The sequence below is a fragment of the Ferdinandcohnia sp. SAFN-114 genome (genome assembly GCF_059415045.1).
Genome location: NZ_JBPFDQ010000008.1, coordinates 42454 through 67880 on the forward strand (window position 1 = coordinate 42454; position 25427 = coordinate 67880).

Sequence of the window (25427 nt, forward strand, 5' to 3'; positions counted from 1 at the left end):
GCTCACAAAATCAAATAAATGCAGCAGAATCCCCTATTTGGGGCCTGCTGCTTTTTTTAAAACTAACTTCGCGACCGCCTCCACATGCGCCGTATGCGGAAACATATCCACCGGCTGCACATACTCCACCCGATAAAGCTTTGACAAAACTTGGATATCCTTCGCCAGTGTAGAAGGATTACAAGATACATACACCATTTTCTTCGGTTTTACTTTTAAGACGGTTTGTAAGAATTGGTCGTCGCAGCCGGTACGTGGTGGGTCGACGACGATAACGTCTGGGCGCCAGCCTTCGTTTACCCATTTCGGTAGGAGTTTTTCTGCTTTTCCTACGGCGTAGGTGGCGTTTTGGAAACCGTGTTTTTTGGCGTGTTTTTTGGCGTTTTTTCTTGCGTCTTCGATGGCTTCTGGGATGATTTCAATTCCGCGAATTTCTGCAGCACCATCTGCAAGCCAAAGTCCGATCGTTCCAACTCCACAGTAGGCATCGACGATTTTTTCCTTACCTGTTAATTGCGCTGCCTTTTTTACTTCGTCATATAGTTTGACGGTTTGCTCCGGGTTCAGCTGGAAGAATGCACGTGCTGACAGTTCGAATGAAAGGTCTCCTAGAGTTTCTTGAATGACCTCGTTTCCGTGTAAATGAATCGATTCGTCTCCAAAAATGAGTGAAGTCTTTTGTCCGTTGATGTTTTGGATGATTGATTTCACTTCTGGTAAGCGTTTTGTGATTTCTTCTATTAATAATTGTTTATGTGGGATTTCTTTCTGAGCTGTAATTAAGACAACCTGAACCTCTCCGGACTGGACACCTACCCTTGTGACGATTGTTCGGACAAGTCCTTTTCGATTTCGCTCATTATAAATTGATATTTTTAAATCCTGTAGGATCATTTTGACTGTCTGAGTAACCTTGCTTGTCGCAGGATGTTGAATCATACAGTCCGCAATATCGATTAGTTTATGTGAATTAAGGCCATAGAGTCCAGCTATCACCTTTGTCTTATCGAGTCCAACCTGGAACTGACTTTTGTTTCGATAGTTCCACGGGTTATCCATGCCAATCGTTTCTTTAATATTCAGCTTTTCAATCGGCGTCTTACCATAGCGTTCAAAAGCTTGAACCACAATGTCCCGCTTCTCTTTCAATTGCTGACGATAATCTAAGTGCTGAAGCTGGCAACCACCACATAGTTCGTAAATTGGACATGGTGGCTTCACCCGATGCTCTGATTTTTTGCGGATTTTTTTAATCTTTCCTTCAGAGAATTTCGGGTGGACCTTTGTTGCTTCAACGACTACCTCTTCACCTGGCAGTGCTCCCGGAACAAAGACAACCTGTCTTTTAAAATAGCCTACACCTTCTCCGTTGATTCCGAGTCGTTTTATTGTAAGGGGGAATGTTTGTCCCACCTGTAATTTTGCTTGGTTTTCTTTTTGTTGTTTCATGATTACACACAACTTTCTATTCAATGCTTCGCCATAAATACAAGGAGGCATAGCTTAAATATGGCTCCCATGGCTTGCTGTATTCTTCCATCTGTTCATAGGATGACTTTTTCTCAAGATTGTATAATTTTTTGATGGCATTTTGGATTCCGATATCTGCCATCGGAAATAGATTCGGGCGTCCCAATGCAAATAGGAGAAAATTTTCTGCGGTCCATTTTCCAATTCCACGGACTTTTACAAGAGTATCTATGACTTCAGTATCTGTTTTCGTATTGAGGTCATTGAGTGTTAACTCACCTGCTGCAATCAGTTTGGAAGTATCTATCACATATTCAGCCTTCCGACCACTAAATTGCAACTCTCTCAGATCTTCAACCGTTAATTTCGCAATTTTTTCAGGTCGCGGATGAACCCATGTTCCGTCAATTTCTTCGCCAAATGTCGTGACAAATCGTGATGTCAGTGTATAGGCAAATGTCATATTGAGTTGCTGATGGATGATACACTTCATCAAGCAATAATACGGATCGAAATCTAAGACTAACGGTGTCCCGCGATGTTCTATGAAAATATCTCTGAGGTCCGTTTGTAAAAAATGGTCCTGGATTTTATCTAATGGTACATCCCATTGAAGAATGTGAGAAACTTGCTGCAAAGCCTGTTCCGATAAATCAGTTTGAGTACCCTTGACTACGAAATTTGGATTCTCTGTTGTTCCAGTTGCTTTTACCGTAACAACCAAAGGTTCATTTTTAATATAAAATGGTACCTTCACGGAACGTTCATCTTTATTTAAATCGATAAGTGGATTTATTGATAGCCGGTCTAGGACCCGATCGAAATTATATGGCGGCTGTACATGCACTGTTTTCTCCCACATGGAACCAACCTCAATTCTTAAGTGTTAGTACACATTATACCATTTACGCATAAAAAAAATCCCCCTGCAAGCAAGAGGATTCCTTGATTATCTATTAAGTAGGTCTTCACGAAGCGGTGTAAATGTATCTAGTAAAATACCGTCTTCAAGTGCCACGACTCCATGTTTATGGTTCCCTGGAATAAAAATCGTTTCTCCTTGGGATACCGTTGTTTGTTCACCTTCAATTGTGAACTGGAAGCTTCCTTTCATGACGTACGTGAACTGTTCATGAGGATGACTATGTTGGTAGCCTTCCGCCCCTTTTTCAAAGTGCACTTCCATCATCATCACTGATTCACCTGGAGGGAAAATTTTTCGTTTTACCCCTGGTTCTGCGTTTTCCCATTCTCCAACCATTTCCTTGTCCCCCTTATTATGTATTCCCTTACAATTATAAGAGGTAATGCATCTTTATTAAAGTGCTTTAGCTTTTGGATTCTCAATTTCTTCGCTTTTCGAAGAATTTAATAAAATCACTCCACCGATAATTAAGATGATCCCTGCTAGTTTAAGCGTGCTAAAAACCTCTCCCCACACAAGGGCACCGATGACTGCTGTTAATGCAGTACCGACACCAGACCAAATCGCATATGCCAAACTTAACGGAAGGGTTTTTAAACATAAGGATAAACAATAAAATGCGAGTCCATAACCAATGATGACTCCGACCGACGGCAAAAGTACAGTAAAGCCCTCGGACATTTTAAGCATCGCGGTTGCAAAAATTTCACAAATAATTGAAATAGATAATGCAAGATATCCTCTCATTTAATGACCCCCTCCGACATTTAGTAAAATGACTCCACCGATGATTAAGAAGAATCCAAGGATTTTTTTTCGATCAACATGTTCTTTATAGATGATGATTCCGACTAATGCGGTTAGTGCTGTCCCTACTCCTGCCCAAATCGCATAGGCCATTCCGAGTGGTAAAGTTGTTAAAGAAAGTGATAAACCGTAGAATGCTAGACCGTATCCAACCATGACTCCTAAAGAAGGCAGGAACTTTTTGAACCCGTCTGTTGCTTTAAGCATCGAACTCCCGAATACTTCACTAATAATCGCAAAAACCAAAAGGATGTATGCATTCATTGTGATTCCTCCTACCTTAAAAAGTCTCTTTCTCCATTTTACCTCCTCGGTCAAGTTTAGAAAATATAGGACCTCAGTTGTAGCGAAAGTTACGTCTGTGGCATATTTTTATATGTTCCTCCTCGGCGTAAAATGGATGATGTTGTTCAGATAACACGGGAGGTATTGAAATATGAGAAAAATCGGACCTAAAGGGATGAAATGGTTAAAAATAATTCACGTTTTTCTAGTCGTGGTCTTTTTCGGAGGAATAATGAGCTCCCTTGCACTTAATATACATCTTGATTTCGCTAAGTTTGATGAGTCTTATTTGGGATATAAAAATATTGTAATCATTAGTGATCATATTGTTCGCTGGGGTGCGATCGGCACATTATTAGTGGGGCTCACCTATGGATTCTTTACAAACTGGGGATTTTTCAAACATCGATGGGTTGGCGTAAAATTCGTACTTTATTTAATTCAAACGATTGTTGGAATTTTTATTATAGATAAGCTAATGATCACTAATATGGAGCTCCTTGAAACTCAACGGGAATTAGCATTGACCAATCCCGAGTTCATTCAAAACCACTTAATGAGACAATATGCAGTCTATTTTCAAGTGGCGGTTACCATTTTTATTTTTATTATTTCGTACATTAAACCTTGGCGGAAGAAAAAAGTACCACAGAAAAAGAGCTGAAAACTTACAGCTCTTTTATCGTTTTTACGTTATAATTTGACGATACATGCATTTTTGTTAAAGTAGGTTACATAAAACAAATTTTTACAAGGAGTTTTTATAATGAAGAAGTTTTTACTGTTAACTGTCATATTAGGTTTGTTGGCTGCCTGTTCAAATACAGATAAGGAGACCAGTTTAACACCAGAAGAACCAACTAAAAACGAAGAAAATACTTCTGACTCAGAAAAAGCAGATTCAAATGAGACTGTTGAAGACACTGAAAAAAGTAACGAGGCAAATACCACTGAGGAAAATACTAATGCAGAGTCTACTGATACTAACGTTGAAGGGACAACAGAAGACAGTCCTCTTAAGATCCAATATTTAAGTGAACTTGAAGCGATTGAGAAGGAAATCGAAAGCCAGCCTGAGGGAGAAACTCAAGTTGAGATGGATGAAATCGCGGCAGCAAACTATAAAGCCTGGGATGATGCGCTAAATAAAATCTGGAAAGAACTTGAGAAACAACTTCCGACTGAAGAAATGGATGAGTTACGTGAAGAACAACGCCGATGGATTAAAGAAAAATATAAGGCGGCAAGTGAAGAAGCAGAACAGTACAAAGGTGGCACAATGGAGTCTTTAGTAAAGACAAGTACTCTAGCACAGGTCACCAAAGAAAGATGCTATGAATTAGTTGAAAAATATATGTAAAATAGAAAAGCGTAAGGCGCCTGCTTAACGGCGACAAGCATAAGACAAACGCTGACAGAAGGTGTCTTTTACCTTCCTAAGCGATTGGCTTATGACCTCGAGCCGATGGCGCCTGAAGCTAGACATTAATAACGAAGGACTTAGATACATTCTAAGTCCTTTTCCCATTTAATTCATGTTTAATAGTAGCTCTTCTTTAATGGATCTTTCAACCATTAGGTGATCTAAGCTTCGGAAAGTATACCCTTCCTCCCGTAAATCATCGATAGCTTTACCAAGCGCTTCCGCATTGTCCCTTGATACTGTATGTAACAATAGAATCGCACCTGGATGAATTTGTCTCATGATGTTGTTATAGGCATACTCCCAACCTCTTTGATTATTGATATGCCAATCAACAAATGCAAGTGACCAGAATACATTTTGATAGCCCAGATCATTCGATAATGCTAAGGTACGTTCACTGAAAATGCCGCGCGGTGGTCGAAGATAGGCGACATCCTGCCCAGTCAGCCTTTTCGTTTCCTCCCTAACTGAATCTAACTCTTTTCGGAGTCGCTCGTCACTCACTCTTGTTAAATCCGGATGATACCATGAATGATTGCCAACAATATGTCCTTCCTTTGCCATTCGTTTGACGAGGTCGGACTGATCTTTTAGATAATGTCCGGTTACAAAAAATGTTGCAGGAACCTTTTTCTCTTTTAACACATCAAGAACTTTTTCGGTATAGCCATTTTCATAGCCATTGTCAAAGGTTAGATAGATGTCTTTCTTAGTTGTGTCCCCAATATAAAATGCCCCATATTTTGCGAGTAGTTTATCATACTCCTCACCGGCTGATGCCGGTTCATGATTCTTGCTTTTTTTGAAGCCCCAATGGATGGGTGCATTTGAATAAGCTGCTGCTGCCTGGTGGGCACCAACCAATGAAAAGGTAACAGTTAAAAGAAAAAGTAAGCCCAAAAGCCTTTTCAAAAGTAAAACCTCCCAAACTCCGTTAGTAGTAGGGTTAGTTTTTACCACATTTAGGGAGTTCATGCACGAATACATTACCAAAAAGATTTTGTGGGTGAGTTGAATAAAATTTGTGGGGGTGGAGTTGTGTTGCTGGTTGGGTTTGCGGAACATGCTGGTGTGTATTTTTGGCCGAGCTTGTAGTGTGAGAATGTCTTGCAGGGCATGCCGGTGGCTATTTAGGTTTGAGCGTGTACCGCTAAACCATTCTTAACATATATGCTTGAGCATTTTCGCTTTGAGCGTGTACCGCGAGCCTCATCTTGTCATACATTCCTAGGAGAAACCACTCTTAGCTTGTACTTTTAAAAAGGTTTTAACTATCATGCTCTTCCTATTTTGAGTGTGTATGCTCCACGAAACCATTTATGTTAGTCTATTTTAATTTTTGATGAACGTTTTTTAGAAAATGCATTGTTGTGAACACTGGCTGAGTGATACTAAATGATTTTTGTTCCCTATTCTCGAATAATTGTGCCCTAACTTTTAACATTTGTGACCTAACTTCAATTATTTGTGCCCTAACCTCCAACCAACCTAAAAAACCCGCTACGCACAATACGTAACGGGTACTATTCAATTTAAGCAAATACACGCTCTTTGAATTGTTCTAGTTTTTCTAAGGAAGACTTGTCAACATCCTCGTGTAAGCTGTTGCCATGTGAATCCATGGTTACTACGGCAGTGAAACCTTCAACAGATAGATGCCACATTGCTTCTGGAATACCGAATTCCATTAGATCTACGCCGTCGACTGACTTGATGCAGTCTGCATAATATTGTGCAGCTCCACCGATTGCGTTTAGGTAAACTCCACCATGCTCTTTAAGTGCAGCTAGCGTTTTTGGTCCCATTCCGCCTTTACCGATTACAGCACGGATGCCGAATTTTTTCATGATGTCTCCTTGGTAAGGTTCCTCACGGATACTTGTTGTTGGGCCAGCAGCTTTTACGTGCCAGTTTCCATCTTCATCCTTAAGCATGACCGGACCACAGTGGTAAATGACTTGTCCATTTAGATCAACAGGTGCATCGTTTTCGGATAGATGTTTGTGGATAGCGTCACGACCTGTGAACATACGACCGTTGATTTTAACCACGTCACCAACTTTTAATTCACGAATTTGCTCTTCAGTGATTGGAGCTTGAAGCACAACTTCACGAGTTTCTGATTTTACTTCTTGTACCTCCTCTTGTTCTTTAGAGAAGTCAATTTCCTCTCCCTCATTGTATAACCAATCTTTGATATCACCAGTTTCAGCATCAAGAGTGATACCTAGACGGCGATATGCCCAACAGTTGTATGCAACAGATACGAAGAAGCTTGCTGGGATACGGTGCATAACGCCCACTTTACAACCAAGTAGAGTGGTTTCGCCGCCGAAGCCCATTGTTCCGATGCCAAGCTTGTTTGCATTTTCCATTACGTATTCTTCAAGTTTGCGAAGATCTTCGTTTGGATTGACATCTTCAACAGAGCGGAAAAGTTGTTCTTTTGCTAATTCATAGCCAGATGTACGGTCCCCACCGATTCCAACGCCGATAAATCCAGCACTACATCCTTGTCCTTGTGCTTGGTACACAGAGTGCATGATACACTTACGAATACCGTCTAAGTCACGGCCAGCACGACCAAGTCCCTCTAATTCACATGGTAAGCTGTATTGAATGTTTTTGTTTTCACAGCCGCCACCTTTTAAAATAAGGCGAACATCGATGTAATCTTTTTCCCACTGTTCAAACTTAATAACCGGAACACCTTCACCAAGGTTGTCTCCGCTGTTTTTACCAGTTAATGAATCAACTGAGTTTGGACGAAGCTTTCCGTCTTTAGTAGCTTCCACAATGGCTGCACGAATCGCAGCTTTGATTTTTAATTGGTTCACTCCAACAGGAGTTTTCACTTTAAAAGTTGGTAGACCTGTATCTTGACAGATTGGTGATACGTTTACGTCTGCCATTGAAATATTATTGGTGATGGTTGAAAGAGACATAGCAGCACGAGTACCCGCACTTTCACTCGCTTTTGCGCGAGCAACCGCTCTACGTACATCCTTTGGAAGTCTTGTTGATGTCTCTACAATTAACTTGTACATACTTTGTTGTAGCTTATCCATCTGTATTCCCCTTTCCCTTATATCCCCATTTTTATACATGTTATTTATAATCCAATTTTCATTATACCCCTATCTAATTTTTTCGGGAAGGGATTTGCAAACGATTCCAGATTTTATCTTTCCGGAATCGTTGCAACCTGAGGTTTTTCTTTTATAAGGTTCACTCCTATCAAACCGAAGACTGAAAAAATCAAAGGAATGATAAAGCCATAATAATATCCAGATGTAACGTGGTCTAACACACCCCCGAAAATGGCCGGAAGCAATACAGCACTTAAAAATCCACCTGTGTTCGCAAATCCAGATACCATTCCTGATTCACTTGTCGGAAACGTTTTACGAACGATGGCAAAGGTTAGAGAATTTGAACCGAACGAGAATCCGATAATAAAGAAGAGGGAAATGAGCAAGAATAATGGGGGTCCTTCTCTGAAAACAAGAAAAGTAGACCAACATAACACAGTGACAACATGAAAAATAATATAAGGTCGTTTGATGACCCCTAAACGACTTGAGATCCAGCCGATTAACGGTGCACCCATTAGCGCGCCAATCAGACTAAACATAATAAGTTGACTTGCTTCCAAACGGGTCAAGCCATACATATCCATTCCATAAGGTACTGCCCACGAACCTATAAAACCTAAATAGCCTCCAACTAGCCCAAAGTGACATAAGAACAAAGCCCATGCCTGCCGATTGGTAAAAATTCGTCGGAGTAACACTGATGTTTTTTCACGCTGAACCTCTTTTTTCTCTATCATCGGGTGGCCCGGCTTTTTGACAAGTACAATGTAAAGAAAAATCCCACACAAGCAAAGTAGAATTCCCCCTGAGAGAAAAGCGCCTCGCCAACCTAGTAAAACGATTAATGCTGAAAAAGGGACAGTTGCCATCAAGAAACCAAGGCTACCGGTCATGCCTGCGACACCAATTAGCCGGGTAAATTCTCTTTCATTAAACCATCTGCTTAAAATCAGCACCAAGTTCACCCAAATGGTTGCATCCCCTATTCCAGTTAGGATTCTTGCAAAAAAGAGGATGACTTCATGGGTTCCCAAGCTGTAAATGATGGTTCCAACGCCTGTAAGGATGGCGCCTAGTATCAGAAAAAAGTTAGGTCCATATCGATCCGCCAAGATACCCATTGGCATTTGTAGACCTGTGTACACAAAAAATTGGATACTCGTGAGGAGTCCAATCGTGGTAGCTGTTACTTGAAAATCCGTCATCAGTTGGTCTGTAATCAATCCTGGTGCGGTTCGCTGACTTGACATGACCACATACGTAAACAAAACAGAAGCAAAAATAACCCATCTAAATTTACTAGTTTGTATGCCCAATGATATCTTCCCCTGTTTGCTTTTTACCTTATATATATATGGGTTTTCATACCGGTAGTGCTCATACATAAACGAAAAAATCAATCATTACAATTTTTGATACCAGCATGTATAATCAAAAAATGGGAGTTGAGATTAGTGAATAAAAAAGATATCGCAAACATCCGAAAGCAATTTAAGTTAAATAATCAATACTTAAACATCAAAGAGATTTTCAATGTATATGTTAAAAAAGAATCCAATGAGATTTATCATCATATTTGCCAGCCATTCGAGCTACTTGAGCAGGAAGCGCAAGAATTGTTTTTAGATAACTTTAAAAAGACATTAGCAGGTCAACTGGATACGAAGCTGTTTGAATTAAAGTTCCAACACGGTGTGGAGAATAGCACACGCGACCTTCTGTACGACGGACTACAAATGGAGGACACCGAAGAATGGCTGGAGCAAATGCTACAAATCGTGGAGAAAATGTACGCCCATAAGGTTTACGAGTTTGACACTGTAGTGACATTCATCCGTGCCGAATACCGTAAGCCAACTCGAAAACGTGACCCAGAATCTGAGATTGGCGGCTCTGATGAGGTTTATTTTAGCCCGCTCATTCTTTGCAGTGTGAATAAAATGGACCAACCGAAAAAGTCATTGGTTTTTGACTATATTGAAAGAACATTTAAACCAAATACTGAGCTGGACCCAGTAATAAATCTGACTGCTCCGTTAACGGGTTTTCTTTTTCCAGCCTTTAACGACAATGCAGCAGACGTAAATCATATCCTTTATGCATCTGGAAAGGCGAATGAGCCTAGTTATACATTTATTTCCGATGTGTTGAATTGTGAAGATATCATGACAGCGGAAGATGATAAAATTGGCTTTGAAATGATCTTGAAAAACGTCATTGGGGACAAGGTAGAATCTGAGGTTATCTCGAACGTGTATGAAGAAATCGACCGCTTCGTTCAAGAAAAAGAAGAAGAGGAACAGGAAGAAAGCGAACCACCGATGATCAACTACCAAGACGTTGAGCGCATCTTAAAGGTGAGCGGCGTAGAAAATGTGGACACAGTAAAGGTGGAACATGCTTTTAAAAGTGTAGTCGATGATGAGCGTCATGAATTCAAAGCAGCGAATCTCGTTCCAAAATCAATCAAAATCAACACCAAAGTAGCTAAGCTTACACTCGGTCCAAAAGACCTCAGATACGTCAAATACATTATGTACCAAGGCAAGCGTTGTTTGCTATTGGAAATTGATGAAGACGTTGTTGTCGAAGGATTGACTTTAGAGACGAAGAACCAAGGGCACGAGGACGGTTCCATATAAACTAAGTAACAGTGGATTTTCTTAAATCCACTGTTTTTTTATGTACTGTTGCTGTTCGCTTGCGTTACCTTTCACTCCTTCTCGCTCGATGATCGGGTACAATTCACTCGCTTGCGTTACCCTTCGCTCCTTCTCACTCAACGATCGGGCACAATTCCACCGCTTGCGTTACCCTTCCCTCCTTCTCACTCCACCATCGGGTACGATTCACTCGCTTGCGTTACCCTTCGCCCCTTCTCACTCCACGATTGGGCACGATCCCACCGCTTGCGTTACCCTTCCCTCCTTCTCACTCCACGATCGGGCACGATCCAAACACTTGCGTTACCCTTCCCTCCTTCTCAGTAGACTATCGGGCACGATCCACACCCTTGCGTTACCTTTCGCTCCTTCTCGCTCAACAATCGGGCACGGATCGGCGTTTTATCGCTACCAAGTCAGCCCAATCAAAAACGAACAAACGCCCAGCACAAGTGCTGAGCGTCCTTCAACCTTTATTCTTTCCAATCCTTTTTAAATCGTTCGTATTTTCCTTCCAAGTCATCGAGCATTCCAATTAGACGGTCGATGTCTTCTAGATCAGTTGATTCAGGGTCTAATGAATCAATTACCTCTAAAAACATATTTAGTCGATTTTTTAAATACGTTATTTGTAAGTCCTTATCTTGAATTGCGTTTCCCAAGTGACAACGTTCCTTTCATTTTCAGATATCTTTTTATCTTAGTAAAAGATGTTTGCATTGACAACTATTATTCTTTTCAATACAATGCCTATGGCGATTTGTGTTTAACAAATCTGTATAAAGGAGTTACATATGTCAAAATTACAATCTTCTATTCGAATTTCTCCCGCACATGACCCGTGGGAGGCTTATTTAGATGTTGAGCAATATGGCTCAATGCAACTTACCAATATTGAATTTACAACGACCTATCTCTGTAACATGAGATGCGAGCATTGTGCGGTTGGCTACACATTACAACCAAAGGATCCAAATGCTTTACCAATCGATTTATTGTTAAAACGCCTAGATGAAATTCCGAAGCTTCGGTCCTTAAGTATCACAGGTGGCGAACCAATGCTATCAACGAAATCTGTTGCGAATTATGTGGTTCCTCTTCTTAAGTATGCCCATGAAAGAGGGGTTCGTACTCAAATCAATTCAAATCTCACGCTGGATCTCGCGCGGTATGAAAAAATTGTTCCTTATTTAGATGTGCTTCATATTTCACATAACTGGGGAACGGTCGATGATTTTGTTCAAGGCGGATTTGCGATGATGGAGAAAAAGCCATCTTTTGAACAGCGCGAACGTTATTTTCAGCGAATGATTGAAAATAGTAAAGCTTTATCGAGAGCTGGAGTGATGGTTGCTGCAGAAACCATGTTAAATAAACGTACTCTACCACATTTAGAAACAATTCATAAACAAATTGTGGAGGAAATGGAGTGTGGCCGACATGAGGTGCATCCTATGTACCCAAGCGATTTTGCAAGCAATCTAGAGGTGCTGTCACTTGAAGAAATTAGGAGCGCCATTCATCAACTCCTTGATATTCGCAATGAGGATGTGTGGATGTTGTTTGGCACCTTGCCATTTTATCCGTGCAGTCACAATGAGGATGATCTTACTTTACTAAAGAGACTCTATTCAAGTAAAAATATAACAGTTCGTAATGACCCCGATGGTCGCTCTCGATTGAATGTGAATATTTTCAACGGGGATATTATCGTAACTGATTTCGGAGACACTCCTCCACTGGGTAATATCCAAACAACCTCTCTACAAGATGCATATGACAATTGGTCACAAACAAAAATCGCGAAAGAAATTAGTTGCCACTGCCCAGCAGTGAAATGCCTTGGGCCTAATATTCTTGTGAAAAATGCGTATTACAAAGAGGATGATTTTACAAAACGGAGTACAAATCTATAAAAATTCGGGCGCTGAGTGTCGCCCGAATTTTTTTATCCCGTATTAACGGGTTTATCTTGGGGTGTCTGATACGAGGAAACCGTAAGAAACGTGGTCTTGGACTGGAATCCATGCACCGATTCCTTGATGAGTCACATTTTTAACAACGATTGATTTTTTGCTTCCTTTTAGAACGAGATAGACCTCACCATATGTAACCTTCCCCTTTTCGTTAACGGCTGGCGCATAGGCATATAAGTATCCTAGCTTTTTCGGGGGTACATTATAGATTTGATCTTTTTTCGTTCCTCCACCAATAATCGTTTTAAAGGAAAGTGGAAGCTTCGACTTTTTCGCAGCCTCAATCAGCATCATTTTCTTTACATCTTCAGCATCTTGAATCTCCGCTGTTAGTCCACCTTTGACAAACTTCTGCATTTCCTGTTTGTAGTGGATTTTATATGGAGTCTTTCCACCACGATTGTCATAATAATTCGTATTGATTTTTTCATATTCCCAATTCGTGCTTGTTTCAGACGATTCATAGTTCAGTGGCCATTGGCCTAAATAAATCGTTGCGCGATACCCAACCGCTAGGGGTGTCGTCTGAATTGCCGACTCATTTAAGATACGAATGAGATCTGGATTTTCGATTTCTACATCAGCACTCTTAATAAGCTCTTTTGTAAGCTTACTTGGTTGTAGGTAGGGCAAATCCTGTGTTGGGTTCGGGTACGTATTATCTTGTGATATGTCTAAAACAGAACTAGGAATTTTGAATTTATCTGCTTTATTATCCTTTGATTTTTCGGTACCTTCCGCCATCGCTGTTCCTGCAACAAAACTAAACATAAAAATGGCGGCAACTATAAAATGAAAATATCGTTTCATAGATCGGTACTCCTTTCCTTGGCTTTGTGCTTAGTTTTTTCGAAGTATTTGCGGATTATCCATCCTTTTATTAGAAATTTCTCGGAACAAATGAATAGCACGAAAAGAGCATACTAAAAGGCCTTCCTTTTTTACCGGAAGGCCCGAACTAACTATTCTTTGCTGTCAACTTAGATATCGGACATATGTTTGAAGATATCGGACACAGTTGATAAGATATCGGACATTGAGCATATTTTATCGGACATAAATCAAATTATTTCGGACATAAACCCCAATTTATCGGACAAATCGAGGTTTACTCCATTATAAAAGCCCTCCGGTTTACCGGAAGGCCCACTAACTATTCTTTGCTTCCATCTCGATATCGGACATATATTTGAAGATATCGGACATTGGGCACTTTTTATCGGACATAAGTCAGATTATATCGGACATAAACCCCAATATATTGGACAAATCGAGGTTTGCTCCATATAAAAGCCTTCCGGTTCACCCGGAAGGCCGACTAACTAATTTTCGGTTTTATCTTAGAACCGAAGCCCTTTTCCATCAACCTTTCACAATGTGGATAGAAGAATTGGATAATCGGTCCAATTCCGAAGGTAACAACCAGAGTTCCAATGCCAATTGGTCCTCCAAATAAAAGGGCCAATACCAAGCCTGTTGCCTCGCCAATTGTTTTTGAAATCCCAAATCTTAACTTAAATCGCTTGCTGATCGCGAGCATCAGATTATCGAGCGGTGAGAGTGGAAACTTAGCTTGCAGGTAGATTGCAATCCCAAGTGATGCGATTACTAACCCTCCTAGCAAAACAATGGCCTTCACGACAAATCCTTCTAAATTCATTTCATCTAGTGCAACTAATAACCAAAAGTCTATAAAAAAGCCAATTAAAATGATAGTTCCAATTGATAAGTATGCTGGCTGTTCTTTAAGTAATAACGCATTTAAAAGCATAACAAAAATACCAACAATTATAACCCAATTTCCTACAGTGAGGCCGATTGTTTCTGAAAGTCCAACATTGAGTGCGTCCCATGCTCCAGCCCCAATATCTGCAATGATCATTAAACTGATTCCCAGTGCTAGAACAAATAACCCAACGCAAAAGAATAAGATTCGCCGTGTGATCATGAATGAGCTCCCTAAAGGTTAAATTTTTTATAAAAAATTAGTTTAAACATTGGATTTTATTATAATCAACTTAATAAAATTTATCGATATTTTTTCATTTTTTTAAAATTAAATTGAATATTTTTAATGTTATGTAAATATTATTAAGTATACCTTAAATGAAGGAGGGATAAGGAGACCATACCTTAATGGAGGGGGTATGCTATCGAGTTGCCGGACGATGAGAACACCATTGAAAAAAAGTTAAGTTATCCCTTAAAAAGTACTTAGAAGATTAAAACAACACCAAACGACTCTGTGTGGAGGTTCTACACAGAGTCGTTTTTTTCTTATAATAAATAAAATCCAATTCCCATAATGGCGTATGCAGCTAAGAGAGTGCCACCTTCGAACCAGTTCGTTTCACCATCATTTGTTAGTGCAATAGTTAAGAATACTGCTGTTATCATAGAAATAAGTTCTGGCATCGAGAAAACAAGTGACATTTGTGTGTCAAGGAATAATGAAATCAATACCAGTAACGGCGCAACAAACATCGCTACCTGTAATGTTGAACCAATTGCAATCTCAATAGCAACATTCATTTTATTTTTATAAGCCATCATAACGGCTGATGCATGCTCAGCAGCATTTCCGACAATTGCCACAATAATAATCCCGATAAAAATTTCACTCCAACCGAACGCTTCCGCCACGATATCAAAGGTATGAACGAGGTTTTCAGACACATACCCTACCGCAATCGTTGACAGCGCCAAGATAATTAACGCCTTCCATTTTCCCCACTCAGGTTCTTCATGCTCTGCATTTTCTCTTTCGACCTGTTCCGAATCTTCCTGATAAATGCCTCGATGTGAAACGAGCTTAAAGAAAAGCCCAGCTAAGTATAACATGATTAAAATAATTGATATTCCGACACTTAATGTAAATGTATCTCTATCATTCATGTCCATTGAAAAAACTTCTGGAATAACAAAGGCAAGTATGACAGAAAAAATTAATAGCCCTGAATTGTGCCGCGCATCATGTACACTAAATTTCTGCCTTTTAAACTTAATACCTCCCACTAAAAAGGAAAGACCCCCTACTAGTAATAGGTTACCAAGCACTGAACCAGTTAGTGATGCAAGCACAACTGTGACAAGCCCCGCTTTTAAAGCAAAGATAGAAATAATAAGTTCAACGGCATTTCCAAAAGTTGCGTTTAACAAACCACCAATTCGTGGACCAGCAATAATGGCAAGGCTTTCCGTCGCTCTTCCCATAAATCCAGCCAAAGCGATAATGGTTAAACAGTACACAATAAACATGATGACAGCTGGCCAATGCAGCAGACTTCCAATGATTGATAAAGGTACACCGATAATCACCATAATCAAGAAGATTCGATTCATAGGAACACTACCCTTCTTTTAACTTAGCGAAACGAAAATTTAAAAAACTACGCCCATAATTAGCGTAGTTTTTATCTTTAAAAATTATGTTCTATTTAAGTATTTTTATGCATCCACAATCTCAAATGTTTCAATAATGTCGATGCTTCCCTCTACGGATTGGGCGATCGGACAATTTCGATGAGCAACTTCAATCGAACGCTGGATTTTCTGTTCAGCTAAATCTTTTCCTTTTATCACATAGTGAATGTACACTTTCTCGACCCGGTTCGCATGAGCCTCATTGCGCTCCACTTCAGTTTTAATGGTGATATCCTCTACCTGCATTCTCTTTTTTTCAAGGACCTTGCGAAGTGTTCCCCCACTGCAAACTGCGATAGACGAAACGAGAAGCTGATATGGTCGAAACCCATATGCCTCGTCTCCTGCAACTTGTAACTTACCAAATTCAACATCTGTATAAAAGCCGACTTCTTGCATCTTAAAAATCATGGAAAGTTCCCCCTGTCTTTGTCTGATATCTTTAGTTTACTCAAATTCTCCTAAGAATGAAAAGAAAAGAGAATCATTCTTTTCCATTTCCAACCCCTGATTAATTTTGTATCATTAGATTGTGAAATGAAACTGGGGGAAATACAACATGAAATTAAGGTTTTGGATATTAGTTAGTATTGTTGCAGTTTCTGGGTTTAGCCAGGGTATGCTGCTTCCTTTAATTGCGGTTATTTTTGAAAATAACGGAATGTCATCTACTTTAAATGGATTAAATGCAACTGCACTATATATTGGTATATTACTTGTTTCGCCATTTATGGAGTATCCGTTAAGGAAATATGGCTACAAACCAGTCATTCTATTTGGAGGATTGCTCGTTGTCGTGGCACTTGCCATGTTCCCATTATGGAAATCATTCTGGTTCTGGTTTGTACTAAGACTCTTGATCGGAATTGGGGATCACTCCTTGCATTTTGGAACACAAACATGGATTACATCATTTTCTCCTGAAAATAAGCGTGGAAGAAACATTTCCTTATACGGATTATTCTTTGGGCTTGGCTTTGCAACTGGTCCGTTAATGACACCTTTGGTTAATATTAATGAAACCCTGCCATTTATTCTATCTTCTGTCCTTTGTTTAATTGGTTGGTTCTTTTTATTTCTACTAAATAATGAGTTTCCGGAACAGGATTTAGGGGTGAATTCATTTAGAGAGACATTCAATCGTTTTTCTAAAGCCTGGAAATATGCATGGGTTGCCTTTCTACCGCCAATGGCTTATGGCTTTCTTGAGTCCTCTCTTAACGGAAGCTTCCCGGTTTATGGATTACGGATTGATTTAAATGTGGGATTTGTTTCAATTCTACTAACTTCATTTGCGCTCGGTAGCATCATTACCCAGCTTCCATTGGGAATTCTAAGTGATAAGTTTGGTCGAAGAACTATTTTAATGATTGTACTGTTTTTAGGATTTTTAAGTTTTACCATTGCAAGCTTCCTTGAGCATTCTCCTGTCGGACTTTGGCTCTGCATTACGTTTGCAGGAATGGCAGTTGGATCAACGTTCTCACTTGGAATCTCTTATATGACAGACTTAATGCCAAAGAATTTATTGCCTACAGGAAACCTTCTATGTGGCGTTTTCTTTAGCATCGGAAGCCTTGTTGGACCGTTTGTTGGTGGACTGTTTATCCAATTCTTTGAAAGTATCAGCTTTTTCAATGTCATAGGTACGATTCTGTTTTTAATATTTATCATTCTCTCTGTCTTTGGTACGAGGACGGCAACCAAAACTGTTGAAAATTGACTTCCTTTTTAGGGAGTCTTTTTTATTATCTAGCTCAAGGCGCCATCGGATCGAGGTCATAGGCCAATCGTTAGGCACCTGAGCTATTATTGTTTTTCTATGATTTTCTGCCTATTTTTCAGAATCTTATTGACGCTTTTTGAAAATCTGTTATATAATACATTATAAATTAATATACTGTTCTAAAACAGATGTATTGAACGAAAATTAATTTAAGGGGATGATTGTAATGAGTAGGCAAGAGCGCAAAAACATGATGGAGTTTATTGAGAAAGTTAGGGGAATTACTAAAACGGAGCTTATGTATATGACCGATGCAGATATCGAGCATATCTATAACACCACCTATTTTCACTATGAGGAAATCGCAGAATAAAAAGATGAACAACTCGTCATTCGTTGGCGAGTTGTTTTTTTATGAACTTGTAAGCTTATTTAAAATTATTATAAAAAACACTTTTAAAAATTGGGTAGTGTGTTATAATTAATAATAATTATAAAGTAAAAATCAATTAAATTAGCAACTGCTATCGAAAAGATTGCAGTTTTCTTGTTTAAATGGCCAATTGATTGTGATTCCCTTTCTCAATTAGCAATACCAAGTTGATTTTTATTCTCAATTAGATATGTATAATTGATTGTTTTTCTCAATTAGAAAATGGAGGCGAACGAAATGAGTACAGAAGTAAAGACTGCGCCAAGACGACAGCATGTATATAAAACAGATAATGAATCTTTTCCGCTCCTTGAAAAAGTAAAGCAGCACGGTGAATTAATAGCAGCGCTAACGAGTGGTGGTTTAATTGCGATTGCCTGGACATTAGGGCATTTCGAACACAACACCACCTCCATTGTTATGTATCTTCTCGCGTTTGTAATTGGTGGTTATGCAAAAGCAAAGGAAGGGATTTCTGATACGATTGCGGAAAAAGAATTAAATGTAGAAATGTTAATGATTTTTGCAGCCATTGGCTCTGCGATCATTGGATACTGGAATGAGGGTGCAATTTTAATCTTTATTTTCGCATTAAGTGGTGCTCTTGAAACCTATACAATGAATAAAAGTCATAAGGAAATCTCTTCACTTATGGGCCTTCAGCCTGAAGAAGCGACACTTGTTGTAAATGGCATTGAGAGAATCGTCCATGTTTCTTCTCTACAAATTGGCGATGCGATTTTAGTCAAACCAGGTGAGCGCATTCCAGCTGACGGTAAGCTTTTAAAAGGTGACACAAACGTGGACCAGGCGGCCATTACAGGTGAGTCAATTCCTGTACGTAAATCCCTTGGTGACGATGTATTTGCGGGGACAGTTAATCTTCGTGGGTCCATCACTGTTGAAGTGACAAAGCCGAATGAAGATTCATTGTTCCAAAAAATTATTAAGCTGGTCCAATCCGCTCAAAGTGAAAAGTCCCCTTCCCAGCAATTTATTGAAAAATTTGAAGGTACGTACGTCAAATTTGTTTTAATTGCGGTAGGTTTAATGATGTTTCTTCCACACTTTGTATTAGGTTGGACATGGACCGAGACCTTCTACCGAGCAATGATTTTATTAGTAGTTGCATCCCCATGTGCTCTGGTCGCCTCCATTATGCCAGCAACATTATCGGCGATTTCAAATGGAGCAAGGCGCGGGATCCTGTTTAAAGGTGGGGTTCACCTTGAGCAGTTAGGTAATTTAAAAGCTATTGCATTTGATAAAACAGGGACACTGACAAAAGGAAAACCTGTCGTAACCGATGTGATTGTATCTGATTCAATTGATCATAACGAATTTTTACAAATTGTATCTTCAATTGAAAATCAATCTACACATCCATTAGCACAATCAATCGTGAACCATGCTAAGTCAAATGGTCAGAAGCTTATCTCGATAGATGGCATTGAGGATATGCCTGGATATGGAGTTAAAGCAATTGTCGGTGAGACTCCTTGGTTAATTGGGAAAGCTGATCTTGTTGGAAGAGAAGCTGTAGCTACTTTTAAAAATGGTATCGCGAAACAACTGGCTTCTGAAGGTAAAACGATTGTTTATGTAAAATCAGGTGAAGATATTGCCGGTATTCTCGCACTCAAAGACGTTGTCCGCGAGGATACAGTTTCAGCTATTTCTGACATAAAAGACCTTGGGATTTATACCGTTATGCTTACTGGAGACGGCGAAAAAACAGCTGAAGCCATTGCGGCTGAGAGTCATGTTGACCAACATATTGCAGAATGTTTGCCAGAAACAAAGGTGAACCACATTAAAGGCCTTATTTCTAATTATGAGACTGTAGCGATGGTTGGAGATGGAATCAATGATGCACCTGCTTTGGCAACTGCGAATGTTGGGATTGCAATGGGTCAAGGAACGGATGTTGCGCTTGAAACTGCTGATGTCGTGCTGATGAAAAATGATCTTCCGCGAATTGCTGAAGCCGTAAAGCTTTCAAAACGCATGAACCGTATTATCAAACAAAATATTATTTTTTCTATCAGTGTGATTATGCTGTTAATCCTGTCAAACTTCTTTCAAATCATTGACCTTCCATTTGGCGTCATTGGCCATGAAGGAAGCACCATTCTCGTTATATTAAACGGACTACGCTTATTGAAGTCATAAAATAAGGACTTGACCCCATCGGTCAAGTCCTCTTTTTAGTGATAGCCGTTACTGCCGTTTGCAGAACTGCTAGTTTTTTGTTTTGGGCTATTTTTCTTTCCCTTTTGCTTTGTTCCACCGTCTTTTTTAGACATAATAAAGGCCTCCCTTTTACTGTACTTACACCCTCTATTATCTCTCGCTACCTCACATTCCATGAAGGTAACTTACGGTAAAATTAACGGCCATCCCTAATTCGATGGCAATTCAAAATGGCATTGATTTCTCCTCCGATGATGATGATCATTGCAGATAAATAGAACCAAATCATCAGTACAATGATGGCACCTAGGCTACCATATGTTGTAGAATAATGGCCAAAGCTGTTCACATAATAGGAAAACGCCAGGGAAACGAACATCCAACCGAAAGTCGCAAAAAAGGATCCTGATATGATTTCTTTAATTTTTAATGGACGGTTCGGTGCCACCCAGTACAAAAACGTAAATACAAAAAACAGGATAGCTGCACTGACAATCCAACGAATTCCATTCCACACATCTAGAAATTCATCAGACAAGCCAAAAGACGAAAACATAAAAATCCCAATTTGTTTTCCGAAGACGGGTAATAATAAAGCGACTATAATAACAAATATCATCCCAAATGTGAGAAGTATTGAAATCCCACGAGTGATAAAGAAGTTCCGGGTTTCTTTTACATCATATGCTTTATTGAACGACCTAACGACCGCGTTGATTCCATTGGATGACGACCACAATGTACCAATGATTCCTATTGATAATAGCCCGCCTTTATTTGAATTGACTATAAAATTCAAGTTTTCTTCAATCATATCAACTGTGCCTTCAGGTGCATACTGTCTCACAAACGCCAACACATCTATTTGGGATATCGGCAGGTATCCAATAAGTGTCACGAGAAAGATTAAAAATGGGAATAAAGAAAGCAAGAAAAAATAGGCTAATTCTGCAGACATACTCCCTACTTCATCTTCCTTATATCGCAAAATTAATTCCTTAATAAACCGCAAATCTAAGGTTCGAACTTCGGTCATTTCTTCACCTCTCTATATTATCGTCCCTCATACCTTCCGTTTTATTAGCAATTGCATCCTTTGTTTCTTTGACAGCTTCGACAATTTCTGGTGTTGTTTCAACGATTTCATTTACTTTTGAGGTTACGATACGAACATCCTCTGCAACCTGCTCCACTGTTGTACGAACAGAATTGAACTGGTCCTTAACGAGCTCTGTATATCGTTGTGGATTTTTCATCACTTCAACTGCCTTTTTACTCACTCTTTTACTAGTATGTAAAAATTGCTCTCTTGTTTCCTTATCAAATAAAGAAATTGCTGCACCAATGGCAGCACCTATGACCATGCCTTCCACCATTTTATTACGCTTCGCCACTTGTACTACTCCTTTCCAACCAGGTTTTCCTTTTTAATGACCTCTAACAGTCGTTTACAACCGTTGGTCACAAGCTCGTACACCTCATCAAAATTCCCAGTGTAGTAAGGGTCAGGTACATCTGCAACCTTACTATCATCAACATAATCAAGGAGCCGTTGAATCCGACCTGTTTTTTCGCCAGTTATCATTTTTTGAAGGTTTCCTAAGTTATCTGAGTCCATTGCAATAATATAATCAAATTGACCGAGATCTTCCGGCATCACTTGACGTGCCTTAATCCCTTCAAATGAGATATTATATTTTGTTAAAATGGTTTGAGTGCCTTTATGTGGCGGATGTCCAATATGCCAGTCCCCAGTTCCCGCTGAATCTACTTGGATTCGATCCGCTAGCCCTTCTTTTTGTACTAAATCACGAAAAATGGCCTCTGCCATCGGTGATCTACAGATATTCCCTAAGCATACGAATAATACCTTTATCATTTTTGTCCATTCTCCTTCATGTCATATTTTTCCGTACCTCGCCATATTAAATAATAGCAGAAACGTGTTACAATAAGAATACACTGAAAATTGAAAGGATGAAAACATGGATCTCTCACAAAAGTCGGTCGAAAACGTAGAGTTTATGATAGAAAAAATTAAAGAAAAACTTAAAGTTCTTAACCTTGGTGCCATTAAGCCTTCCCATTTTGATGAAGAAATGTATGAAGAATTAAAAGACATTTACGACCTTACCATGAAAAAGAACTCATTTAGCCCTAACGAAATGCAGGCACTTGTTGAAGAACTCGGAAGTTTGCGCAAAAACAAATAATACATAGAACCATATATGACTATCTGGACATTTTTGTTTGGATAGTTTTTTTGAGGGAAAATGAGGGATAAAATGTTAATAAAATCATTGAATTACCGTGATATTGAAACGGAAAGGTTATACCTAAAAGTGCTCACATTGGAGCATACCGAAGAGGTTTTTCAGCTATTTTCCGATGAGGACATTACACGTTATATGGATATCGAACCATGCAAAAGTCTTACTGAAGCGGAAGAAATTATTACTTATCATTTAGAAGATACCGGTTGCCGTTGGGGAATATTCACAAAAGAAAAAGAGGAGTTTATTGGTACCTGTGGTTTCCACTATATTAGAAATCATAATGAATTTATTGGTGAGGTTGGATTTGATCTATCCAAAGGGCATTGGGGAAGTGGGTTCATGTCTGAAGCTATGAAATCATTATTGGAATATGGGTTTAATGCAATGTCCCTTGAAACCATAGACGCAACCGTTGACCCACGCAATGAAAAATCAATTGCCCTAATGAATCGCTTAGGTTTTAGAAGAGACGCCGTCCTAAGAGAAAACCTAATTTATTTTTACCTTACAAAAGAAGATTGGATCAAAAATCAAAATAACCCTTATTAAAACCCGCTTATCGCGTTTTTTTTATTATGGCGCTACATAATTTATAAGATTATGTCAATAACTTTTCCCCCTTGCATATATCTATAAAAAGGGCATTGTAACTTTGGGACAACGGACCTGTCCCTGTGTCCCATCTAAAGGGGGGAATACATTTGCTAGGACTTTGGCTAACGCTCATTGGCATGTCTGTGTTGTATTTTATCTCCGCTGGATTCTGGTTTTACTTTGTCGCCACTTCGATGGATAACGATGATTCAAAAAGAATCGACCCTCTACCGAATGAAAAAGAATAACGTTTATGAAAATGAGCCACACCCTAAGGTATGGCTCATTGTTTATTTTGTCAAATGGTAGACAACGGATTCGTATGGACGTAATTTGATTCCTTTTGAAATATCTATTTGCGAATTCTCATAGTTGGAAACGAGTAAGTCACTTGTATACTCACTTACATTTAATCCTGCAGGAATTCCAAATGTTGTTTCTCTTCCATAGAAATTGTTTACAACTAGAAGCTTCTCATTCTCACCATTACGAACATACGCAAAGATTTCAGGATGGTCCTCATGCAATAATTCATAATCTCCATACGTAATAATGTCATAATCCTTACGGAGCCTTATCAATTTTTGATAATGATAGAAGACTGAGTTTTTATCCTCTAACGCATTTTGCGCATTGATTGTTTTGTAATTTGAAGCAACATTAATCCATGGCGTTCCGCTTGTGAATCCAGCATGTTCACTTGCATCCCACTGCACAGGTGTCCGAGAATTATCACGAGATTTATGTTTAAGAATCTCGATAATTTCGTCGTTGCTCATTCCTTGTTCTTTTTTAATATTGTAGATATTGATGGACTCCACATCACGATACTCAGAGATGTCATTGAACTTCGGATTGGTCATTCCAAACTCTTCACCTTGGTAAATATAAGGCGTACCTTGCATCATATGAATGGTAGTTGCAAGCATTTTTGCGGATTCCGTTAAATACTCACCATCGTTCCCATATCTTGAAACAATCCGTGGTTGGTCATGGTTGCACCAGAACAGTGCATTCCAACCTCCACCCTTATGCATTTCAACCTGCCACGTTGAAAGGATTCTCTTTAAGGCTTGGAAATCAAAGTCGGCAACTGTCCACTTATCACCGTTCGGATAATCCACCTTTAAATGATGAAAATTAAAGGTCATGCTCAATTCTTCACGGTCAGGATTTGAATATTTAATACAATCTTCAATTGTTGTTGAGGACATCTCCCCAACAGTCATACTATCGTATTTCGAAAAAACATTCTGATTCATTTCGTGCATGAACTCATGGACGCGCGGCCCATCTGTATAAAACTTCCGGCCGTCACCTGGAGGGACAGATCCGTCATCATCCGGGAAACTCTGGTCTTTTGAGATAAGATTGATTACATCTAGACGGAAACCATCTACCCCTTTTTCAAACCAAAAAGTCATCATGTCATATACTTTTTGACGAACCTCTTCATTTTCCCAATTAAGATCCGCTTGGGTTACGTCAAAAAGGTGGAGATAGTACTGACCTGTTGTTTCATCATACTTCCAGGCATTCCCCCCGAACTTTGATTCCCAATTCGTTGGCTCGCGACCATCTTTAGGGTCTTTCCAAATATAATAGTCGCGATACGGGTTGTCCTTTGACTGCCTGGACTGCTTGAACCATTCGTTTTCAGTCGAGGTATGATTCACAACGATGTCCATGATGATTTTAATACCGCGTGAATGAGCTTCCTCTAGCAAGCGGTCAAAATCCTCCATCGTACCGTATTCTTCTTGAATCGCAAAATAATCGCTAATATCGTACCCGTTATCCCGCTGTGGAGATTTGTAAATCGGCGTTAGCCAAACGACGTCCACACCAAGGTTTTTCAGGTAATCAAGCTTTTCAATGATCCCTTGTAGGTCACCGACACCGTTTCCAGTTGTATCTTTAAAACTCTTTGGATAAATTTGATAAACTACAGACTTCTTCCACCAAGGCTGCTTCAATTGCTACACCACCATATAAGTAATTCATGTTTGTAGTATTTCATAAAGGAAACAAACTTATTTGTAGTTGTAGTTTAACTTGTATATACAAGTTAGTCAAATAATTGCTATTATTGATTTGGTGGAAGGTAGCAACCTGATATGGTGGATTTAATTACT

The 25427-nt window shown here is 39.3% G+C and carries 27 protein-coding genes; 10 read left to right on the forward strand and 17 right to left on the reverse strand.

All coding sequences use genetic code 11. The features are described from left to right. Positions 1–33: 33 nt before the first annotated feature. The 5 genes from rlmD to ACR65M_RS04190 all read right to left on the reverse strand — a co-directional run bounded on the left by rlmD (position 34) and on the right by ACR65M_RS04190 (position 3466). On the reverse strand, positions 34–1449 hold the full coding sequence (rlmD, locus tag ACR65M_RS04170; RefSeq protein ID WP_440272627.1) for a 23S rRNA (uracil(1939)-C(5))-methyltransferase RlmD: 1416 nt from the start codon (positions 1447–1449) through the stop codon (positions 34–36). 16 nt (positions 1450–1465) lie between these two features. Beyond that, entirely contained in the window at positions 1466–2332 is an 867-nt protein-coding gene (locus ACR65M_RS04175; protein WP_440272628.1) for a DNA-3-methyladenine glycosylase family protein, read from the reverse strand. Positions 2333–2419: 87 nt separating this feature from the next. After that, on the reverse strand, positions 2420–2731 hold the full coding sequence (locus ACR65M_RS04180) for a cupin domain-containing protein (RefSeq protein WP_440272629.1): 312 nt from the start codon (positions 2729–2731) through the stop codon (positions 2420–2422). A gap of 57 nt (positions 2732–2788) precedes the next feature. Next, on the reverse strand, positions 2789–3142 hold the full coding sequence (locus tag ACR65M_RS04185) for a DMT family transporter (RefSeq protein ID WP_440272630.1): 354 nt from the start codon (positions 3140–3142) through the stop codon (positions 2789–2791). Continuing rightward, positions 3143–3466 carry a DMT family transporter gene (locus ACR65M_RS04190; protein ID WP_440272631.1) on the reverse strand — a complete coding sequence of 108 codons (324 nt, stop codon included), beginning with the start codon at positions 3464–3466 and terminating at the stop codon, positions 3143–3145. Positions 3467–3638: 172 nt separating this feature from the next. On the opposite strand from ACR65M_RS04190, the gene ACR65M_RS04195 reads away from it, so the two are divergent. Both ACR65M_RS04195 and ACR65M_RS04200 read left to right on the forward strand, forming a co-directional pair. Further along, entirely contained in the window at positions 3639–4151 is a 513-nt protein-coding gene (locus tag ACR65M_RS04195) for a DUF2269 domain-containing protein (protein WP_440272632.1), read from the forward strand. 102 nt (positions 4152–4253) lie between these two features. After that, positions 4254–4847 carry a lysozyme inhibitor LprI family protein gene (locus ACR65M_RS04200; protein ID WP_440272633.1) on the forward strand — a complete coding sequence of 198 codons (594 nt, stop codon included), beginning with the start codon at positions 4254–4256 and terminating at the stop codon, positions 4845–4847. A 168-nt stretch (positions 4848–5015) separates the two neighbouring features. On the opposite strand, the gene pdaA is transcribed toward ACR65M_RS04200, so the two are convergent. The 3 genes from pdaA to ACR65M_RS04215 all read right to left on the reverse strand — a co-directional run bounded on the left by pdaA (position 5016) and on the right by ACR65M_RS04215 (position 9324). After that, positions 5016–5777 (reverse strand): delta-lactam-biosynthetic de-N-acetylase, encoded by a 762-nt coding sequence (gene pdaA, locus ACR65M_RS04205; RefSeq protein WP_440272662.1) that lies wholly within the window; start codon positions 5775–5777, stop codon positions 5016–5018. A 668-nt stretch (positions 5778–6445) separates the two neighbouring features. Next, positions 6446–7981 (reverse strand): fumarate hydratase, encoded by a 1536-nt coding sequence (locus ACR65M_RS04210; protein WP_440272634.1) that lies wholly within the window; start codon positions 7979–7981, stop codon positions 6446–6448. Between the two features lie 113 nt (positions 7982–8094). Continuing rightward, positions 8095–9324 carry an MFS transporter gene (locus ACR65M_RS04215; RefSeq protein WP_440272635.1) on the reverse strand — a complete coding sequence of 410 codons (1230 nt, stop codon included), beginning with the start codon at positions 9322–9324 and terminating at the stop codon, positions 8095–8097. A gap of 138 nt (positions 9325–9462) precedes the next feature. Here ACR65M_RS04215 and ACR65M_RS04220 point away from each other — a divergent pair, with 138 nt between their 5' ends. After that, positions 9463–10650, forward strand: coding sequence for a DUF4317 domain-containing protein (locus ACR65M_RS04220; RefSeq protein ID WP_440272636.1), 1188 nt, complete (start codon positions 9463–9465; stop codon positions 10648–10650). A gap of 494 nt (positions 10651–11144) precedes the next feature. Here ACR65M_RS04220 and ACR65M_RS04225 read toward each other — a convergent pair whose 3' ends face one another. Next, positions 11145–11333, reverse strand: coding sequence for an SE1561 family protein (locus ACR65M_RS04225; protein WP_121448735.1), 189 nt, complete (start codon positions 11331–11333; stop codon positions 11145–11147). Between the two features lie 132 nt (positions 11334–11465). Between ACR65M_RS04225 and yfkAB the strand changes: the two genes are divergently transcribed. Further along, positions 11466–12587 (forward strand): radical SAM/CxCxxxxC motif protein YfkAB, encoded by a 1122-nt coding sequence (gene yfkAB / locus ACR65M_RS04230; protein ID WP_440272637.1) that lies wholly within the window; start codon positions 11466–11468, stop codon positions 12585–12587. Between the two features lie 51 nt (positions 12588–12638). On the opposite strand, the gene ACR65M_RS04235 is transcribed toward yfkAB, so the two are convergent. From ACR65M_RS04235 to ACR65M_RS04250, 4 genes are all read right to left on the reverse strand, one after another. Beyond that, positions 12639–13457 (reverse strand): YfkD famly protein, encoded by an 819-nt coding sequence (locus ACR65M_RS04235; protein ID WP_440272638.1) that lies wholly within the window; start codon positions 13455–13457, stop codon positions 12639–12641. A gap of 508 nt (positions 13458–13965) precedes the next feature. After that, positions 13966–14595, reverse strand: coding sequence for a YczE/YyaS/YitT family protein (locus ACR65M_RS04240; protein ID WP_440272639.1), 630 nt, complete (start codon positions 14593–14595; stop codon positions 13966–13968). A gap of 329 nt (positions 14596–14924) precedes the next feature. Further along, complete coding sequence (gene cax / locus ACR65M_RS04245; protein WP_440272640.1) at positions 14925–15989, reverse strand: calcium/proton exchanger; 1065 nt, start codon at positions 15987–15989, stop codon at positions 14925–14927. Positions 15990–16094: 105 nt separating this feature from the next. After that, positions 16095–16481 carry an OsmC family protein gene (locus ACR65M_RS04250; protein WP_440272641.1) on the reverse strand — a complete coding sequence of 129 codons (387 nt, stop codon included), beginning with the start codon at positions 16479–16481 and terminating at the stop codon, positions 16095–16097. A 148-nt stretch (positions 16482–16629) separates the two neighbouring features. Between ACR65M_RS04250 and ACR65M_RS04255 the strand changes: the two genes are divergently transcribed. The 3 genes from ACR65M_RS04255 (at position 16630) to ACR65M_RS04265 (ending at position 20401) form a co-directional block, all read left to right on the forward strand. Beyond that, positions 16630–17793, forward strand: a complete 1164-nt coding sequence (locus ACR65M_RS04255) for an MFS transporter (RefSeq protein WP_440272642.1) — start codon at positions 16630–16632, stop codon at positions 17791–17793. A gap of 229 nt (positions 17794–18022) precedes the next feature. Further along, positions 18023–18169: a BH0509 family protein gene (locus tag ACR65M_RS04260; protein WP_121448742.1), complete on the forward strand. Its 147-nt coding sequence runs from the start codon at positions 18023–18025 to the stop codon at positions 18167–18169. Positions 18170–18466: 297 nt separating this feature from the next. Then, positions 18467–20401 carry a heavy metal translocating P-type ATPase gene (locus ACR65M_RS04265; RefSeq protein ID WP_440272643.1) on the forward strand — a complete coding sequence of 645 codons (1935 nt, stop codon included), beginning with the start codon at positions 18467–18469 and terminating at the stop codon, positions 20399–20401. A 217-nt stretch (positions 20402–20618) separates the two neighbouring features. Here the strand turns inward: ACR65M_RS04265 and ACR65M_RS04270 are convergent, their stop codons facing one another. Genes ACR65M_RS04270 through ACR65M_RS04280 form a run of 3 tightly spaced genes read right to left on the reverse strand, consistent with a single transcriptional unit; the run spans position 20619 to position 22301 of the window. Continuing rightward, positions 20619–21458 (reverse strand): YihY/virulence factor BrkB family protein, encoded by an 840-nt coding sequence (locus tag ACR65M_RS04270; RefSeq protein ID WP_440272644.1) that lies wholly within the window; start codon positions 21456–21458, stop codon positions 20619–20621. Between the two features lie 4 nt (positions 21459–21462). Then, positions 21463–21816 carry a YtxH domain-containing protein gene (locus ACR65M_RS04275; RefSeq protein WP_440272645.1) on the reverse strand — a complete coding sequence of 118 codons (354 nt, stop codon included), beginning with the start codon at positions 21814–21816 and terminating at the stop codon, positions 21463–21465. A 5-nt stretch (positions 21817–21821) separates the two neighbouring features. Beyond that, entirely contained in the window at positions 21822–22301 is a 480-nt protein-coding gene (locus ACR65M_RS04280; protein WP_440272646.1) for a low molecular weight protein-tyrosine-phosphatase, read from the reverse strand. 106 nt (positions 22302–22407) lie between these two features. Between ACR65M_RS04280 and ACR65M_RS04285 the strand changes: the two genes are divergently transcribed. The 3 genes from ACR65M_RS04285 (at position 22408) to ACR65M_RS04295 (ending at position 23540) form a co-directional block, all read left to right on the forward strand. Beyond that, the gene (locus ACR65M_RS04285) at positions 22408–22635 is read left to right on the forward strand and encodes a DUF1128 domain-containing protein (protein ID WP_099355475.1); all 228 of its coding nucleotides are present in this window, start codon (positions 22408–22410) and stop codon (positions 22633–22635) included. A 72-nt stretch (positions 22636–22707) separates the two neighbouring features. After that, complete coding sequence (locus tag ACR65M_RS04290) at positions 22708–23247, forward strand: GNAT family N-acetyltransferase (protein ID WP_440272647.1); 540 nt, start codon at positions 22708–22710, stop codon at positions 23245–23247. Between the two features lie 152 nt (positions 23248–23399). Then, positions 23400–23540 carry a hypothetical protein gene (locus tag ACR65M_RS04295; protein ID WP_165918260.1) on the forward strand — a complete coding sequence of 47 codons (141 nt, stop codon included), beginning with the start codon at positions 23400–23402 and terminating at the stop codon, positions 23538–23540. Positions 23541–23582: 42 nt separating this feature from the next. Here ACR65M_RS04295 and treC read toward each other — a convergent pair whose 3' ends face one another. Then, positions 23583–25268: an alpha,alpha-phosphotrehalase gene (gene treC / locus ACR65M_RS04300; RefSeq protein ID WP_440272648.1), complete on the reverse strand. Its 1686-nt coding sequence runs from the start codon at positions 25266–25268 to the stop codon at positions 23583–23585. Positions 25269–25427 lie beyond the last annotated feature (159 nt).